Source organism: Streptomyces sp. NPDC001851 (assembly GCF_040297165.1).
Lineage (GTDB): Bacteria > Actinomycetota > Actinomycetes > Streptomycetales > Streptomycetaceae > Streptomyces.
The window spans coordinates 1-16747 of sequence record NZ_JBEOYR010000050.1; the positions used below are offsets into that span (position 1 = coordinate 1).

Below are 16747 nucleotides of genomic sequence, written 5' to 3' on the forward strand. Positions count from 1 at the left end.
CTTCTGCATCGTGCTCTCCCGGTGCGTTCGCTTCGTTGTTTCTGACACCGGAAACGCTACGTTGCTTTCCAGGCCCGCACAACAAGCTCGTTGCGCAGGAATATTGTTCATGCAGGTCACAGCCGTAAAAGTGTTGCAACGCTCCTGAACGGTAACGCAACGAGACTCACCCATCATTGCAATGAGATGCAAGTGAACGCGGTGCGCGCCTCGGGGGTACGTCGATCTCGGCCCGCACCGTCTTGCGGGGCGGATCCCGGTCGACCACCTCCCACCGGTCGGCCAGCGCGTCCACCAGCAGCAGCCCGCGGCCCTCTTCCGCGAGGGGTGCGGGATCGGGTACCCGGCCGGGGGCCGGCGGGCGGCGCTCGGCCCGGGTGTCGGTCACCTCGACCCGGATACAGCCGCCCCGGAGGGACAGGCGCACCTCGAAGTCCCGCCCCGGCACGCGACCGTGGGTCACGGCGTTGGCGGCCAGTTCGGCGACGATCAGGGCGACGGCCTCCGCGGCTTCGGTGCCGTGCGGGATGCCCCAGGTGTCGAGCTGGGCGAGGGCCAGGTGGCGGGCGAGGCGGGCACCTCGGGGGGTGGAGCTGAGACGCTGGGCGAAGGTGCGGTCGGCGAGCTGCGGGGAGGGGGGTTCCATGGGGCCAATGTGTCGGAGGGGAAGGCGAGTTCACCAGGCACGGCGCGCGTACGCTGCGGGAGCGTACGCGGTTACGGACTGGACAGTACTTGTGACTGGCCGTAAGCATGTGCGGCATGGGTGCGGGAAACGGTGGTGAGCCGGAGTCGTCGGTGAGTCTGCGTCAGTTCGGCGCGGTCGTTCAGGCCCTCCGGGAGTATCACGGGCTGAGCCGCGAGGAGTTGGGTGGCTTCGTGGGCTACTCCAAACACACCGTGGCCTCCATCGAGTTGGGCAGGCGCATGCCCGACCCGGACTTCGTCGAGGCGGCGGAACCGGTACTGGGGAACACCGGGGCTCTGGGGAAAGCGGCGGCCTTTCTGGAGCGGGAGCCCGGGCTGGCTTCCTGGTTCCGGCGGTGGGCGGCACTGGAGCAGACCGCGATCCACCTCTTCAACTACGAATGCCGGATGGTCCCTGGTCTGCTGCAGACAGAGGCGTACGCACGGCAGTTGTTCGCCGACGAGTTGCCGCCACTGGACGACCAGCAGATCGAGGCGAGTTGGGCGGCACGCGCCAAGCGCCAGTGCCTGTTGCGCGAACGGCCCAACACCGCGTTCAACTTCATCATCGAGGAGCACGCGTTCCTGAGGCAGACAGGCGGGGCGCAGGTCACGCGTGAGGTCATCGACCATGTGCTGGAGACGGCGCAACTGCGGAACGTGCAGATCCAGATCATGCCGCTCGTCCAACAGTCCCACGCCGGACTGCACGGGCCCATCGCGTTGCTTGAGACCCCGAAGCACAAGTGGTTCGCCTACAGCGAGGGACAGGAAAGCGGCCAGTTCATCGCCGACCTGAACGTGATCAGCGTTCTCCAGAGCCGGTATGCCAGTATGCGTTCACAGGCTCTCACCATCCGGGACTCCGTGAGCCTGCTGCAACGGATCCGAGGAGACCTATGAGCACCTCCGAACTGGCGTGGTTCAAAAGCAGCTACAGCAGCGGCTCTGGCGACAACTGCGTCGAGGTCGCCGTATGCCCGACCACCATCCACGTACGTGACTCCAAAACCGACGAGGGCCCCCAGCTCGCCCTCTCCCCCACCGCCTGGTCGGCATTCGTCACGCACGCCGGCGCGTGACCGTCAGATCCGGTCGGCCGCGATGAGGAGGTAGTGGAAGCTGCCCTCCTTGTAGGCCGTCAGGAACGCGTCCTCGATGCCCGTGGCCACGGAGGACTTGGCGCGCAGTTCCCAGTAGGGGAGGGTGTCGGGGGTCAGGTCGACCACCTGGATCGGCACCAGGTCGTTCGCCGCGAGTGCCCTGAAGTACTCGCTGCGCGGGTGGATGTTGCAGGTGTAGTGCTCGTCGATCCTGCTGACGGCCTTGGAGCGCATGCCGGTGACGTCGTTGGAGCAGCCGGTGACGCAGACGTAGCGTCCGCCGTACTCCAGCAGGCGCGAGAACTCGGCGAAGAGTTCGAACAGGTCGACGTACATGGTCGTCTCGTTGGTCCAGACGGCCCGGCGCGACTCGCTCTGCAAGCGGGTGTCGAGCATGTTGCGGAAGTGGAAGCGGACCTTGTCGGCCACGCCCCGCTGCCGCGCCTGGTCGTTCGCGAAGCCGACCTGCTGCTCCGAGATGCTGACGCCGTCCACGTGGCAGCCGAAGCGCGCGTTGGCCATGAAGCCGGTGCCGCCGCGGCCGGAACCGGCGTCCAGCAGACGGTCGTCCGGGGTGATGTCGCCGAGGTGGTCGAGGAGCACCTCGGCCTGCGCGGTCTCCAGGCGGTGCAGTTCCTCGATGATGCGCTGGTCGCTGCTCTCGGGCGGGCCGGCGAGGACCGAGGGGTCCCACTCGCCGAGGCCGTAGTGGTGGTGGTAGAGGCCGTCGACCTCGCCGAGCTTGATGTTGACGGGGGCTTTCTCCCTGTTCCAGTACTCCGCGACCGACTTCTGGTACTCGGTGCGCAGTACATCGCCCATGGCGATGCTTTCCATCTGGGTGGAGATCTTGGACATGGGGTTCCTTACGCGTGGGACGGGGCGGGTGCCGTGACCCGGGGGATCGGCGACACCGTCGTCAGCCCCCGTTCGTCCGGGCGATCTCGACGTTCTCCAGGATGCCGAGGGCGTCGGGCACCAGGACGGCCGCCGAGTAGTAGGTGCTGACCAGGTACGAGATGATCGCCTTCTCGTCGATGCCCATGAAGCGGACGTTGAGGCCGGGCTCGACCTCGTCCGGGATGCCGGTCTGGTAGAGGCCGATGACGCCCTGGTCGTCCTCGCCGGTGCGCATGGCGATGATCGACGTCGTGCCCTGCCCGGTGATCGGGATCTTGCTGCACGGCAGCAGCGGCACTCCGCGCCAGGCGGGCAGGTGGTTGCCGTTCAGTTCGACGCTGCCGAAGTAGATGCCCCGCTTGTTGCACTGGCGGCCGAACGCGGCGATGGCCTTGGGGTGGGCGAGGAAGCAGCGGGTCTTGCGCCGCATGCTGAGCAGCTCGTCCATGTCGTCCGGGGCGGGCGGGCCCGAGTACGTGGAGATCCGCTGGTCGAACTCGGCGTTGTTGAGCAGGCCGAACTCCTCGTTGTTGATCAGCTCGTACTCCTGCCGCTCGCGCAGCGCCTCGATGGTCAGCCGCAGCTGCTGCTGGGTCTGGTTCATCGGCTCGTTGTAGAGGTCGGCGACCCGGCTGTGCACCCGCAGCACCGTCTGGGCGACGCTCAACTCGTATTCGCGCGGCCTGAGTTCGTAGTCGGCGAAGGTCTGCGTCAGCGTCGGCTCGCCCGCGTGCCCCGAGCTGAGCTCGATCTCCGCCTCACCCGAGCGGTTCAGCTTGCGCTGCCCGTCGGAGCTGATGTGCTGCACGTGCCGGCGCAGCGCCTCGTAGCGGTCGGCGATGGCCTTGTACGCGGCCAGCGGCAGCGCGAGGACCGTCGTGGCGGTCTGGGCACGGGCCGTGAACTCCCACTTCCTGCCCGGCCCGGCGAGCACCTGGCCGCCGAAGGTGTCCCCGTCGGCCATCAGTCCGATGACGGACTCGTCGCCGTACGGACCCTCGCCGATCTTCTCGACCTTGCCGTGCGCGATCAGGTACACCTGGTCGGCCTTGCGGCCCTCCTGCACGATGACCTGGCCGGGGGCGAACTCCTTCTGCACGAACCTGTCGGCCAGCGCACCGAGCGCGCCGGCGTCCGAGAAGCCGCGCAACAGCGGCAGTTCGCCGAGTTCCTCGGGGACCACCTGGACCTTGGAGCCGGTCTTCACGAAGCTCACCCGGCCGTCGCCGACGGTGAAGGAGAGACGGCGGTTGACCCGGTAGGTCGCGCCGGGCACGTTCACCCACGGCAGGATGCGGCTCGCCCAGCGGGAGCTGATGCCCTGCATCTGGGGTTCGGACTTGGTGGTCGTGGCGAGATTGCGCGCCGCCGCGGTGCTGAGGCTCTGCTGCTCGCGCTGCTGCTCCGACTCCGGGGCCGCCGCCGCGGTCACTGTGTCGAGGGGCATGGCTCTACCTCGTCTTCCATGGCACGGGAGACGCGACGACCTGCTGCCGTCACGCTGCGTACACAGAAGTAGCAGAGCTCGTTTACGTTGAGTAATCGCCTCGGGCGGCGCGCGAGGCACTGCGCATGGAGAGCATGCGCCCCTCGCGCGCCCCCGGCACACAAAGCTCCAGGTCGAACGTTTCCGCAGGTCAACCCCTGGATGACCGCTCACCGACGGGAGTCGCCCGGAGTTGGCGCACACTCAGAGTGACCGGCGTGGCGGGTGCCCGCCTAGCCGTTCGGGCACTGCTTCCACGCCAGGTGGTACACCGTGCTGATGTCCCCGTCCGTCGAGTCCATCGTCATGAAGCTGACCTTGCCGGGGGACGAGGTGCCGGCGTTGACTCTCAGCTCGGTGTTGATGTTGAAGTTGCGCAGGACGCCGCAGGGCGCCCAGACCAGCTGGGCCCAGTCCGTGCTGTCGGTGGCCTGCCAGTCGTCGTTGTACGCGCCGCTGAACGGGTGGGCCCTGGGCACGGTCTGCGAGGAGCCCTGGAAGTAGTACGAGGCCTTCTGGGTGGCGCTCGCGCCGGGCTGGAGCGAGAGGAAGCCGCGGTAGTCGGCGCTGGCCACGGCGTAGGTGAAGCCCTGGGGGACGTGGACGACCAGGTTGAGCTGGCAGTTCTTGCGGTAGGCCGTGGGGTCGGAGTTGCCGCCGGCCTGGGCCAGGTAGTCGCTGTAGGTCACCGTGAAGGCGGTGTTGTCCGGCGAGACGGCGACCGCGGCCGTGCCCGCGGGACAGCCGGAGCCGTTCACCGTCGCCACATCTATGACGATCTTGTCCGGGGGCGGGTTGTCGAACACACCGGAGGCGGGTGTGCGGGCGGGCAGTGCGGTGGTGAGCAGCGCCGCAACGGCGCCGCTCAGGAGGAGGCCACCAGCCATGTCTTCTCCCGTGTCGAGGAGTGGGGGGTCTGTGTGGAACCTGTGGAGAGGCTGAGCGCTCCGCATCGTAGGAAGCCCCGCTCACCCCCGGGAGGGCCGACTCCGGCCATTCACAAGCGGCCGTTCACACCGGCCCGTTGCGCCGGCCCGCCGCACCGGACCGTCACGGGTTCTCCCACGCCCCCGGCTCCGCCGCCAGCGCCCGGACGGGCTCCGGCAGCGCGTCCGCCGCGAGGTCGGCGATGGTGACGCCTTCGAGGATGCGGCGCACATTGGCGCGCAGGGCGATCCAGAGGGGCAGGAGCGGCCGTGCCGTTCCCGTGTACGCCAGGCCCGTCGGCCGTTCTCCCCGTACCGACACGATCGGGCCGTCCACGGCGCGGATGACATCCGCCACAGTGACCGCCGCCGCATCCCGCGCCAGCCGGTAGCCGCCGCCCCCGCCACGCCGGCTGCCGACGATCCCGCCGCGCCTCAGATCGCCCAGGATCCCTTCCAGGAACTTGTGCGGGATGCCCTGCGCGGAGGCGATTTCCTCCCCTTTCACCGGGCCGTTACCCTGCCGTACGGCCAGCTCCAGTACCGCCCGTACCGCGTAATCCGCCCGTGCCGAGATCCTCATGGATCCATTGTGGGCCGTCGCCGCATGGAGAATGGCCGCACCCGCGCCCCGTAAGATCGCCCGGGAGGATCCACCTTGGCGCTCAGCAGACGTACTTTCAGTGCCCTGGCCGGCTCGGCCGCGCTCGGGCTCGCCCTGGGCGGCAGCGGCGGCCCCGGGGCGCCTTCGGCGTACGCGGCGCGCAGTGTGCCGACCGGCCCGGCGCCCGCCCCGCCGCGCGCCGACGGCGAACGGCACACCATCGGCTACGACCGGTACTCCCTGCTCGTGGACGGCAGACGGCTGGTGGTGTGGTCCGGCGAGATGCACCCCTTCCGGCTGCCCAGCCCCTCCCTGTGGCGGGACGTGCTGCAGAAGATGCGGGCCCACGGGTACAACGCCGTGAGCATCTACGTGGCCTGGAACTACCACTCCCCCGCCCCGGGGACCTACGACTTCACCGGTGTACGGGACCTGGACCTGTTCCTGCGCATGGCCGCCGAGACGGGTCTGTACGTCATCCTGCGGCCCGGCCCGTACATCAACGCCGAGGTCGACGCCGGCGGCTTCCCCGGCTGGCTGACGGTGACGAAGGGCAGGGCACGCACCGACGACCCGGCCTATCTCGGGCACGTGGACGAGTGGCTGACCCAGGTCAACCGGATCGTCCGCAGGCACCTGTTCACCCAGGGCACCGGCACGGTCCTGCTGTACCAGATCGAGAACGAGTACGACGCCCACGCCGACGACGCCATCGGCCGGGCGTACATGTCCCACCTGTACAAGAAGGTGCGGGCGGACGGCATCGACGTTCCGCTGTTCCACAACGACAAGGGCAGGAACGGCTACTGGGTGCCCGGCTCGTTCGACACCGGCGGCGAGAAGGGCGGCTGGCTGTACGGCTTCGACGGGTATCCGTCGCCGTCCAAGACCCCGCCGGACTGGGGGACGTTCGGGCCCGGCGGGCCGAAGGGCGGGGCCAGCGCCTCGCCGGCCACGCCCGGCTTCGTGCCCGAGTTCGGCGGCGGCTGGTTCGACCCGTGGGGCGGCGCCTGGTTCGACGGCAAGGGGTACGCCGAGTCGCGGCGCACCCGGGACGCGGCCTACGAGCGGCGCTTCTACCTGACCAACCTCGCCAACGGGCTCACCCTGCACAACGTGTACATGACCTTCGGCGGGACCTCCTGGGGCTGGCTGCCCGCGCCGGTCGTCTACACGTCGTACGACTACGGCGCCGCCATCGACGAGGGCCGAGGCGTCACCGACAAGATCGCGCCGATGCACCAGCTCGGGCACCTGCTCCAGCGCGTGCCCGACTTCGCCAAGCTGGACCGGGCGGCGGACGTGCACGCCAAGGGGCTGAAGGTCTACCACCTGGCCAACCCGGACACCGGCGCGCACGTCTACGTCGCCCGCAACGACGGCACGGGCGCGGTCACGACGGACCTGCCGACCGACGCCGGCCGGCTGCGGATCACCGTGCCCGGCAGGGACGCCCGGCTGTTCACGACCGGGCTGAGGCTGGGCGAGCGGACGCTGAAGTACGCGACCGCCCAGCCCGTCCTGTGCGTGACGGCGGGGCGGCAGGACATCGCCGTCTTCTCGGGGCCGCACGGCGACATGGCCGAACTGGTGCTGAAGTGCCCGGTCGAGCCGAGCGTCATGCGGCTGGACCCGGAGGCCGCCTGGGTCTTCGCCGGCGACGAGCTGCATGTGAACGTGCCGCTCGGCGAGGGCGGACTGACCCGGGTCCTGGTGCAGAAGGGCGAGACGGAGACCCCGCTGCTGCTGCTCTTCACCGACGACGCCACCGCCCCACGCCTCTTCCCGTACGACACCCCGTCCGGGACCGTGCTGGTGTACGGCCCGGCGCTGCTGCGGCACGTGGAACTCCGCGGTTCCGAGGTCCACTTGACCGGTGACGTCACCGAGACGACGAGTGTGGAGGTGTGGGGACCGCGGGGCATCCGCACCCTGGTGTGGAACGGCCGCCCCCTGCCCACCCGGGTCACCCTGGCCGGCAGCCTGCTGACCACCGGCCTGCTGCCCGGCGCGCCCGAGGTGAAGCTGCCCGGGCTGGGCGGCTGGCGGATGCGCAGGGAGAACCCGGAGGCCGGGCCGAGCTTCGACGACTCCGGGTGGAAGGCCGCCGACAAGAAGTCGTCGTTCAGCACCACCCCGGTCCCCGACGGCCAGCCGGTCCTCTTCGCCGACGACTACGGCTTCCACTACGGCGACGTCTGGTACCGCGGCTCCTTCACCGACTCCACCGGCCTGGAGGAGATCGCGCTCGCCTACAGCACCGGCACCCAGGGGCTGTTGATGGCCTGGCTGGACGGCGAGCCGCTGGGCACCCACCGGATGCCGGTGCCGGACAAGGACACGACCGTACGCAAGGGCAGCTGGGCGGCGACGGCCGCCTTCCCGGTGCGGGAGGCGCTGCGCTCGCCCGGCCGGCATGTGCTGTCCGTGCTCGTGCGGCGCATGCAGCACGACCAGGACGGCAAGGGGCTCGACACGCACAAGGTGGCCCGGGGCCTCACGGCGGCCTCCTTCAAGGGCGCGTCCCCGAAGGTGCGGTGGCGGATCCAGGGCGAGAAGGCCCCCGACCCCGTCCGCGGCCCGATGAACAACGGCGGCCTGTACGGCGAGCGGGAGGGCTGGCACCTGCCCGGCTTCCGGGACCACGACTGGGAGAAGGTGACCTTCCCGCGCGCCGCCCGGTACCAGGGCGTCACCTGGTACCGGACCACGTTCCGGCTGTCGGTGCCGTCCGACGTCGACGCCTCGATCGGGCTGACCCTGGACGACGACCCGTACCGGGCCTACCGGGCGCAGATCTTCCTCAACGGCTGGAACCTGGGCCAGTACATCAACAACGTGGGCCCGCAGCACACCTTCGTCCTGCCGAACGGCGTCCTGCGCACCCGGGGCACCAACACCCTGGCGCTGGCGGTCCTGTCGGAGTTCACCACGCTGTCGGGGCCGGGCGAGGTGAGCCTGACGCTGCTCGGCAGGGCGAGCGGCGGCGTGCCGGTCACGCCAGTCTGATCACGTTCCAGGACAGCGGCTCCAGTACGGCGGTGAGGGTGCCGTCCCGCAGGACCGTGCCCTCGACGGGGTGCGGGGTGACCCGCTCGGGGTCGTCGGCCGTGTTGCGGGCGTCGGGGTCGGCGTCCGCGAGCGCGCTGTGCTCGGTGACTTCCGTCAACCCCGTTGCCCCGAGGGCGACTTCGAGCGGCAGGTGCCGCGTGCGGCTGCGGTTGACGGCGAAGACCGTGACCGTGCCGTCGGCCGCGCGGACGGCCGTGGCGTGCAGCAGGTCCGTCTCGCCGTACTTCTTCGTCGGGTACGTCGGCGAGTCCACCCGCACGTCGAGCACCTCGCCCCGGCCGTGCTTCGAGGCCTGCGCGAACGGGAAGAACGTGGTCTGCCGCCAGGCCGGGCCGCCCGGCTCGGTCATGATCGGGGCGATCACGTTGACCAGCTGGGCGAGGCAGGCGACGGTGACGCGGTCGGCGTGCCGGAGCAGGGCGATGAGGAGGGAGCCGAGGACGACGGCGTCGGTGACGCTGTAGTTGTCCTCCAGGAGGCGCGGCGCCTCGGGCCAGTCGGACGGGGCGATCGTCCTGGCGTGCTCCTCCCAGCGGGAGAGGTACCAGACGTTCCACTCGTCGAAGGAGAGGTTGATCCTCTTCTTGGACTTGAGCTTCGCGCCGACGTGGTCGGCGGTCGCCACCACGTTCTCGATGAACGACTCCATGTCGACGGCCGAGGCGAGGAAGGAGTCCACGTCGCCGTCGACGGGTTCGTAGTAGGCGTGCAGGGAGATGTGGTCGACCAGGTCGTAGGTCTCCTGGAGGACGGTCGCCTCCCACGCGGCGAAGGTGGGCATGGCCTGGGTGGAGGAGCCGCAGACGACCAGTTCGACGGCGGGGTCGGCCTGGCGCATGGCCCGCGCCGTCTCGGCGGCGAGCCGGCCGTACTCCTCGGCCGTCTTGTGGCCGGTCTGCCAGGGGCCGTCCATCTCGTTGCCGAGGCACCACAGCCGGATACCGAAGGGGTCCTTGTCGCCGTGGGCCGCGCGGAGGTCGGAGAGTGCGGTGCCGGCGGGGTGGTTGGCGTACTCCTGGAGCTGGAGGGCTTCGGCGACACCGCGGGTACCGAGATTCACCGCCATCATCGGCTCGGCCTGGGGGCCGAGCTTCCTCAGGAACGCCATGTACTCGGACAGGCCGAAGCGGTTGGTCTCGGTGGAGTGCCAGGCCAGGTCCAGACGCCGGGGGCGGTCGTCGACCGGACCCACGGAGTCCTCCCACCTGTAGCCGGAGACGAAGTTGCCGCCCGGGTAGCGGACCACTGTGACGCCGAGTTCGCGGACGAGGTCCAGCACGTCGGTACGGAGGCCTTCGGCGTCGGCCGCGGGGTGACCGGGCTCGAAGACGCCGGTGTACACGCAGCGGCCGAGGTGTTCCACGAAGGAGCCGAAGACACGGGGGTTCACCCGGCCGACGGTGAAGGCGGGGTCGAGGGTGAAGCGGGCGGTGTTCTCGCTCATGAGGTCCCCGTTCGAGATGTCGGATAACGCTCGCGAAGTCGAACGGGACCGTAGGTCTCCGGCGCTTCCGCGTCAATGGGGCGGGGGACCTCCGCCCCGCGGCCCCGGGGAAAGCGCGCCGGATCACCTGACGCGGACACGCCCTTCCCCGTAGGCTCGAACGGCTGCCGATCGTCGGCGAGAAGGGGGCGCGATGGGCATCGCGGGCGCGCGGAGAAGTGCGGCCCGGTTGGCCGGGAGGCTGCGCCGGCGCTCGCCGGCCGGCCTGACGATGCGCCGGCTGACGGCCCACTTCGCCGCCGCGGTCCGGGACCGTCACCGTCCTCCCGCCGACGCGCGGGAGCTGTGCCGGGCGCTGTGCGCGACGATGAGCACCCTGCGGGGCGGACGGCCCGTCCAGCTGCGCTTCGAGCGGTTCCCCGACGAACTCGCGGTCACGGGCCTGTGGGTGGAGTTCCACGACTTCGATCTCGTCATCGTCGAGGAGAGGGCCGAAGGAGTGCAGCAACTGGTCATCCTCGGCCATGAGCTGTGGCACATGCACGCCGGTCACCGCCACCACCCCGGCGCCGGCGCGGCCGCGTCCCGGGTGCTGGCCGGGGAGCCCGGCCTGCGTGCGGCCGCGCTCGCCGTCGCCGCCCGCGACGGCTCCCGGGAGCGGGACGAGGCCGACGCCGACATGTTCGGGCACCTGCTCGCCACCGCCTTCCGGCCCCGGCTGTCCCGCGGCACGGACCGGCCGCTCGGCCCCGTCCAGCGGTCCCTCGGCCACCGGGGGCGCGCGGAGGGCCCGCGGTGACCTGCGCCCGTCCGGCCTCCGCCCTGGCCGGCCGGCTGGGCTCGGCGGGGATGCCCGGCGAGTCCTCCGTCGCGTTCTGGGTCGCGACCGCGGTGCTGGCCACCGCGCTGGCGATCAAGCTGCCCACGATCATCCGGCTGTGGAAGGACCCGCTGCTGCGCGCGGTCGGCGGTCTGCTGCTGCTCGCCTGCGCGGTGTTCGTGTTCGTGACGCCGTCCACGATCGCCTGGACCAACCGGGTCGCCGGTGTTCCCAACATCGCGGCGCCGCTGGTCTATTCACTGCTCACCGCGTTCTGCGCGTCCTGCCTGCTGCTGATCACCGCCTGGCGCCACGGACTGTCCGACCGTTCGGCCGTCACCCGCCGCGCCCAGCGCCGGGTGATCGCCGTGTACTCCGGGGTGATCGTCGCGCTGTGGGTGCTGTTCGCGCTCGCGGACGTGCCCGTCGAGCGGCGCACCGACCTGGACACGTACTACGCCAACACCCCGTACATGCGCGAGGAGATCCTGCTCTACCTGCTCGCGCACTGCACCACGGCGCTCATCACGTCCCGGCTCATCTGGAACTGGGTGAGCACCGACGGGCTGCTCGACTCCTGGCTGCGCTGGGGACTGGTCTCGCTGGGTGCGGGTTACGGCACGAACCTGGTGTTCGACGCCGTCAAACTCATCGCGGTCACGGCCCGCTGGACGGGACACGACCTGGACTGGCTGAGCACCGGTGTCGCGCCGCCGGTCGCCTGTCTGTCGGCCGTCCTGATCGCGGTCGGCTTCATCCTGCCGCACGTCGGCCAGTACCTGCACGACCGCTGGCGGGTCCGGCTCGCCCACCGCCAACTCCGCCCGCTGTACCTGCTGATGCGCAGCGTCAAGGGGGAGGGGGTGCCCCTGCTGCTGCGGGCCCGCCCGGAGTTGCGGCTGACGCGCCGCGAGACGTTCATCCGGGACATGCTGCTGCCCCTCGGCCGCCGCATCGACGAGGACCTGCGCCGCCGGTCGTACGCCGCCGCGCTCGCCCTCGGTCACCCGCCGGACCGGGCCAAGGCACTGGCGGCGGCGGTGACGATCCTGGACGCGGTGGAGCAGCGCGCACGGCCGCGGTCCGACGAGGGCACGGCGGACACCGACGCGACGGACCTGCTCCGGGAGATCGGCCCGGTCTCCCGCGCACTGCGCCACCCGGACGCCGTCGAGGCGGTGCGCGCACGCGCGGGCGTCACCACGGCCGGCACCCGGGCCCCCGGGTGAGGGACGGCCGGGCCGCGGCACAGACGTACGGGCGGATTTCCGGCACGGAGTGGCCGAGACGAGCCGAGTCTTGGCATATTGCACGGGTGACAGCGGCGAGATGACGGAGAGCAGGGTGCGTACCACCAGGGAGATGCGTCGGCTCGCCGACACCCTCATCGGCCCCCTCCGGGTCCCGGTCCCGGCGGACCCGGAGGCTCTCTTCGACGCCCTGGTCGCCTCCGTCAGCGCGTGGCGGGGCCGCGAGGTCGTCGTCCACAAGCGGGTCTTCCCGCCGCACACGGCCAGCGGACTGTGGCTGGAGCGGGAGACGCACGACGACGTGGTCGTCGACCGGCGGGCCGCCGTGTGGCATCAGATCGTCATCTTCTGTCACGAGGTGTGGCACATGAACCAGGGTCACGCCGGCGCGGCGCGCACCGACTTCAGTCTGGTCGAGGAGCAGGCGGCCGACCAGTTCGGCATGTTGATGGGCCGGCGGCTGCGCCCGTGGCTGGAGGCCTCCGCGGATTCGGTGTTCGCCGAACCCGGCGACGGCGCCCAGGGCCTGGCCGGGCGGATAGCCGCCGCTCTCAACTACCGTGGGACCGAGCGGTGAGCGGCCTGATCAACTACGTCAGCTGCGGGGCGCTGTGGCTGGGACTCGCGGTGAAGTCGCCCGACCTGGCCCGCCACTGGCGGGATCCGTATCTGCGGGCGATCTGCGCCGTGCTGGCCCTGGCCGGGCTGTGCTTCCTCCTCGGGGCCCCGCCGACCGTGGGCTTCGTCAACCGGCTCAGCGGCGTGCCCAACCTCGCCGCCCCGCTGACCTATGCCGCGATCACGGCGTACAGCGCCGCCTCCCAGCTCCTCGTCGTGCACTGGCGGGGCGGGCCGCGGGTGCGGCGGACCGCCCGCCGGTGGATCGCCGCCTACGCCCTCGTCGTCCTCGGTGTCGCCGTCACGTTCGCGCTGGGCGACGCGCCGGTGGAGCGCCGTACCGACCTGGACACCTACTACGCGACGACGCCGTTCCTCGCCGAGATGATCGTGCTGTACCTGGCCGGGCACCTCGCCGCAGCCGGGGTCACCGCGGTGTCCGCCCTGCGCTGGGCGCGCCAGGTCGCCGGCCGGCTGCGGGTGGGGCTGGTCATGCTGGGCGCCGGGGCGCTGTGCAGCGCCGGGTACAGCATCACCAAGTTCACCGCCGTGATCGCCCGCTGGTGCGGGGCCGACTGGTCGCGGCTCGGGACGACGGCCTCCCCGGTGGCCGCCGGGATCGGCGCGCTCCTCACCGTCACGGGCATCCTGATCCCCCTGGGCTGGCCTCTCGTGACGGAGTGGCGGCGGTCCCGGCGGACGTGCGCGCGTCTGCGGCCCCTGGAGCGCGAACTGGACGAACTGCTCACCCGCCGCTCGCTCCGGCTGCCGCGGCCCCGCTGGGTCACGCCGGCCACCCGGCTGGTGTGGCTGCAGACCAGCATCCACAACGCGCTCGGCCACCTGGACGCGTACTTCGACCGGGACCTGTACGAGCGGGTCCGCGCGAGCGCCCTGCGGGAGACGGGCGACGCGGGACGCGCCGAGTCGGTCGCGTGGGCGGCGGTGGTCGCGGCGGCGGTCGAAGCGGAACGCCACCGCGAGCGGCCCCTGGCACCGTGGGACGAGACCGACCTCCTGTCGGTCCGCGCCCCCGGTCCCGCGGCGCTCGTCGACATCGCCGACGCCCTGGCCACCTCGCCGCTGATAGCGTCCGCCCGGGTGCACGGCACGACGACGCCGACGGGCACCGCATGAGGCGGGTCCGGGCGTCACGCGCGTCCCGCGGGGCCGCGCACCGAGCCGATGGGAGGGCGCGGCCGTGAATCTCGTCGTGTACGTGGCGGCCGGGGCTCTCGTGCTGTCCTCCGCCCTCCTCTTCCGCCGGCCCCGCACCGCCCCGTGGAACCCGCTGACCGTGTCGACGTCCGCCGCGGTCGCGCTGGGCGGTCTCGTCTTCGTCTGCTCGGCCCCGCTGACGCTGGCCACCGTCAACGAGGTCACCGGCATACCGAACTTCGGTGCGCCGCTCACGTACGGCATGCTCTCGGCGTACAGCTGCTCGCTGGTCGTCCTGCTGATCCACTGGCGGGGCGGGCCGCGCGAGCGGCTGCGGCGGGCGGTGCTGCGCTGTGTGGCCGCCTACGGAGCGCTGATCGCCGCCATCGTCGTGCTGTTCGCGCTCGCGGACGCGCACACGGAGCGGCTGCGCGACCTCGACACGTACTACGCGAACACGGCGGGCATGCGGGAGATGATCCTGCTCTACATGCTCGGGCACAGCGCGGCGATCCTGGTGATGTGCACGATGTGCGTGAAATGGGGGCGCGAGGTCACCGGGCTGCTGCGGACCGGTCTGCGGCTGATCCTCGTCGGCGGGCTGCTGGACGCCGTCGGCTTCGAGCTCACCAAGTACACGGCGATCGTGGCCCGCTGGACGGGGCACGACCTGGACTTCCTGTCCACCAGCCTCGCCCCGCCGGCGGCGTCGCTGGCCGCCCTGCTGTGTTCCGCGGGCTTCGCCCTGCCCAGGCTGCTGCCCGCGGTCCTCGCCCAGTGGCGCAGCCTCGGCGACTACCGCCGGCTCGAACCGCTGTGGGCGCAGCTGCGGTTCGCCTCCATCGCCCCCAAGCCGCCCAGCTCGTGGTGGCAGCTGCCGCAGGAGCGGCTGCACTGGCGCGAGGTGTCCATCCACGACGCGCTGCTGGCGCTCGCCCCGTACTTCGACGACCGCGTCCGGGAGAAGGCACGCGAGGCCGCGCGGCGGGCGGGACGCGGGCCGCACGAGGCGCGGGTCGCCGCGGAGGCCGCCATGGTCGCGGACGCCGCGCGGTGCGCCGCCGTCGGCGAGGAGCCGCCCGAGGTGCCGAGCGGCAGCCGCCTGTACGCGACGGAGGTGTCCGGGCCGAGCGGCCTCGTGGAACTGGCGCGGGCCCTGGAGACCGTGCGGCACACCGCGGGAGCCGTGGGCGAGGGTTCGGTGAGGACCTCCCATGGCTGAACCTTCGCGGCCCGCTCCGGGCTCGGCCGGTCCGTTCCCGGATGATTCGAGGAGCCCCATGCCGCGCAGAGCCGTCGTCATCGGTGCCGGACTGACCGGCATGCTGGCCGCCGCGGCGCTGTCCGGCTGGGTGGAGGAGGTGGTCGTGCTGGAGCGCGACGACCTGCCCGACGGTCCCGAGCACCGCCGTGGGCTCCCGCAGGGGCGCCATGCCCATCTCCTCATGTCCGGCGGCCTGGCCGCCATGGACGGCCTGGTGCCCGGGATGCGCATGCGCGAGCGGCTGCTGGCCGCCGGCGCCCGCGAAGTCGCCCTCGGCCAGGACCTCGTGGCCCTCACCCCGGAGGGCTGGTTCCGCCGCTGGCGGCATGCGGGGCCCCGCATGCTCAGCTGCAGCCGGGCGCTGCTGGACTGGGTCGTACGGGACACGGTGCTGGCCGGCACGGGCGTGCGGATACAGAAGGCGCAGGCACGCGGACTGACCGGGGACGCCGGCCGGGTCCGGGGCGTACGCGTGGCGACGCCGGACGGCGAGCGGGAACTCGAAGCCGACTTCGTGGCCGCCGCCGACGGGCGCGGCTCCCGGGTCCTGACGTGGCTGGAGGAACTCGGCGTCCCGGGCATCCAGGAGAAGACCGTGGACACCGGTCTCGTCAATGCCACCCGCATCTACCGCAGGCCCGCCGGCGCCGAGCTGTTTCCGGTGACGGTCATCCAGGCCGACCCCTACCGGGGCCGGCCGGGGCGCAGCGGGATGGTCCTGCCCATCGAGGGCGACCGCTGGATGGTGAGCCTCGCCGGCACCCGGGGCGGTGAACCGCCGGCCGACCCCGAGGGCTTCCTGCGGTACACGTTCGACCTTCCCGACCCGCTCGTCGGCCGGCTGATCTCCGGCGCCGAGCCCCTCACCGAGGTGCACATCAGCCGCAGCACCAGCAACATACGGCGCTACCCGGAGAAGGCCCGCCGCTGGCCCGACGGGTTCGTCGTGCTCGGTGACGCGGTGGCCTCGTTCAACCCGGCCTACGGCCAGGGCATGGCGGTGGCCGCGCTCGGCGCCCGGGTGCTGGGCGCGGAACTGCGGCGCGGCGGTGCCGGTGCGCCCGGGCTGGCCCGGCGGGTGCAGCGGGGGGTCGCCAAGTCGGTCGCGGCGGCCTGGGCGATGGCCGTGGGCCAGGACGTCTGGTACCCCCAGGTGCGGGGCGCGCGGCCGGCCCTCGCGGATCACCTGGTCACCCGGTACGCACGCCGCATGACGAAGGCGGCCACCGGCTCCTACCGAGCGGCCACCGCCGTCTGGGACGTGACGAGCCTGGCGACGGCACCGTCCCGTCTGCTGCGCCCGGACGCCATGCTCGCGGCCCTGGCCGGCCCGCTCCTCCCGGCGCTGCCGGGACCGCCACTGACGGCACAGGAGTGGAAGGTCGTAGGGGAACTGGACCGCGCACGCGGGTGAA

Annotated in this window: 15 protein-coding genes; 9 read left to right on the plus strand and 6 right to left on the minus strand. The window is 71.6% G+C overall.

The features are described from left to right. Nucleotides 1-166 precede the first annotated feature (166 nt). Nucleotides 167-646, minus strand: coding sequence for an ATP-binding protein (locus ABT171_RS40485; RefSeq protein WP_351251807.1), 480 nt, complete (start codon nucleotides 644-646; stop codon nucleotides 167-169). A 107-nt stretch (nucleotides 647-753) separates the two neighbouring features. On the opposite strand from ABT171_RS40485, the gene ABT171_RS40490 reads away from it, so the two are divergent. Both ABT171_RS40490 and ABT171_RS40495 read left to right on the plus strand, forming a co-directional pair. After that, on the plus strand, nucleotides 754-1590 hold the full coding sequence (locus ABT171_RS40490; RefSeq protein ID WP_351251809.1) for a helix-turn-helix domain-containing protein: 837 nt from the start codon (nucleotides 754-756) through the stop codon (nucleotides 1588-1590). Beyond that, nucleotides 1587-1769, plus strand: coding sequence for a DUF397 domain-containing protein (locus ABT171_RS40495; protein ID WP_351251811.1), 183 nt, complete (start codon nucleotides 1587-1589; stop codon nucleotides 1767-1769). The genes ABT171_RS40490 and ABT171_RS40495 overlap by 4 nt, the downstream gene beginning before the upstream one ends. 3 nt (nucleotides 1770-1772) lie before the next feature. On the opposite strand, the gene ABT171_RS40500 is transcribed toward ABT171_RS40495, so the two are convergent. From ABT171_RS40500 to ABT171_RS40515, 4 genes are all read right to left on the minus strand, one after another. Then, nucleotides 1773-2648 (minus strand): geranyl diphosphate 2-C-methyltransferase, encoded by an 876-nt coding sequence (locus tag ABT171_RS40500; RefSeq protein WP_351251813.1) that lies wholly within the window; start codon nucleotides 2646-2648, stop codon nucleotides 1773-1775. 61 nt (nucleotides 2649-2709) lie between these two features. Then, nucleotides 2710-4137 (minus strand): family 2B encapsulin nanocompartment shell protein, encoded by a 1428-nt coding sequence (locus ABT171_RS40505; protein WP_351251815.1) that lies wholly within the window; start codon nucleotides 4135-4137, stop codon nucleotides 2710-2712. A 272-nt stretch (nucleotides 4138-4409) separates the two neighbouring features. Continuing rightward, complete coding sequence (locus ABT171_RS40510) at nucleotides 4410-5063, minus strand: DUF4360 domain-containing protein (protein WP_351251817.1); 654 nt, start codon at nucleotides 5061-5063, stop codon at nucleotides 4410-4412. Between the two features lie 163 nt (nucleotides 5064-5226). Next, complete coding sequence (locus ABT171_RS40515) at nucleotides 5227-5685, minus strand: RrF2 family transcriptional regulator (RefSeq protein ID WP_351251819.1); 459 nt, start codon at nucleotides 5683-5685, stop codon at nucleotides 5227-5229. Nucleotides 5686-5760: 75 nt separating this feature from the next. On the opposite strand from ABT171_RS40515, the gene ABT171_RS40520 reads away from it, so the two are divergent. Beyond that, a complete protein-coding gene (locus ABT171_RS40520; protein WP_351251821.1) occupies nucleotides 5761-8715 on the plus strand; it encodes a glycoside hydrolase family 35 protein in 2955 nt (984 codons plus the stop codon). On the opposite strand, the gene arfA is transcribed toward ABT171_RS40520, so the two are convergent. After that, entirely contained in the window at nucleotides 8702-10222 is a 1521-nt protein-coding gene (gene arfA / locus ABT171_RS40525) for an arabinosylfuranosidase ArfA (protein ID WP_351251823.1), read from the minus strand. The two genes, ABT171_RS40520 and arfA, sit on opposite strands and share 14 nt — an antisense overlap. 193 nt (nucleotides 10223-10415) lie before the next feature. On the opposite strand from arfA, the gene ABT171_RS40530 reads away from it, so the two are divergent. The 6 genes from ABT171_RS40530 to ABT171_RS40555 all read left to right on the plus strand — a co-directional run bounded on the left by ABT171_RS40530 (nucleotide 10416) and on the right by ABT171_RS40555 (nucleotide 16746). Continuing rightward, complete coding sequence (locus ABT171_RS40530) at nucleotides 10416-11021, plus strand: toxin-antitoxin system, toxin component family protein (RefSeq protein ID WP_351251825.1); 606 nt, start codon at nucleotides 10416-10418, stop codon at nucleotides 11019-11021. Nucleotides 11022-11071: 50 nt separating this feature from the next. Further along, nucleotides 11072-12271, plus strand: a complete 1200-nt coding sequence (locus ABT171_RS40535) for an MAB_1171c family putative transporter (RefSeq protein ID WP_351251854.1) — start codon at nucleotides 11072-11074, stop codon at nucleotides 12269-12271. A 115-nt stretch (nucleotides 12272-12386) separates the two neighbouring features. Continuing rightward, nucleotides 12387-12869, plus strand: a complete 483-nt coding sequence (locus tag ABT171_RS40540) for a toxin (RefSeq protein ID WP_351251827.1) — start codon at nucleotides 12387-12389, stop codon at nucleotides 12867-12869. After that, nucleotides 12866-14047, plus strand: a complete 1182-nt coding sequence (locus ABT171_RS40545) for an MAB_1171c family putative transporter (RefSeq protein ID WP_351251829.1) — start codon at nucleotides 12866-12868, stop codon at nucleotides 14045-14047. Before ABT171_RS40540 ends, ABT171_RS40545 begins: the two co-directional genes overlap by 4 nt. Nucleotides 14048-14111: 64 nt before the next feature. Next, nucleotides 14112-15290 (plus strand): MAB_1171c family putative transporter, encoded by a 1179-nt coding sequence (locus ABT171_RS40550; protein ID WP_351251831.1) that lies wholly within the window; start codon nucleotides 14112-14114, stop codon nucleotides 15288-15290. 58 nt (nucleotides 15291-15348) lie between these two features. After that, a complete protein-coding gene (locus ABT171_RS40555; RefSeq protein WP_351251832.1) occupies nucleotides 15349-16746 on the plus strand; it encodes an FAD-dependent oxidoreductase in 1398 nt (465 codons plus the stop codon). The last annotated feature ends 1 nt before the right edge of the window (nucleotide 16747 follow it).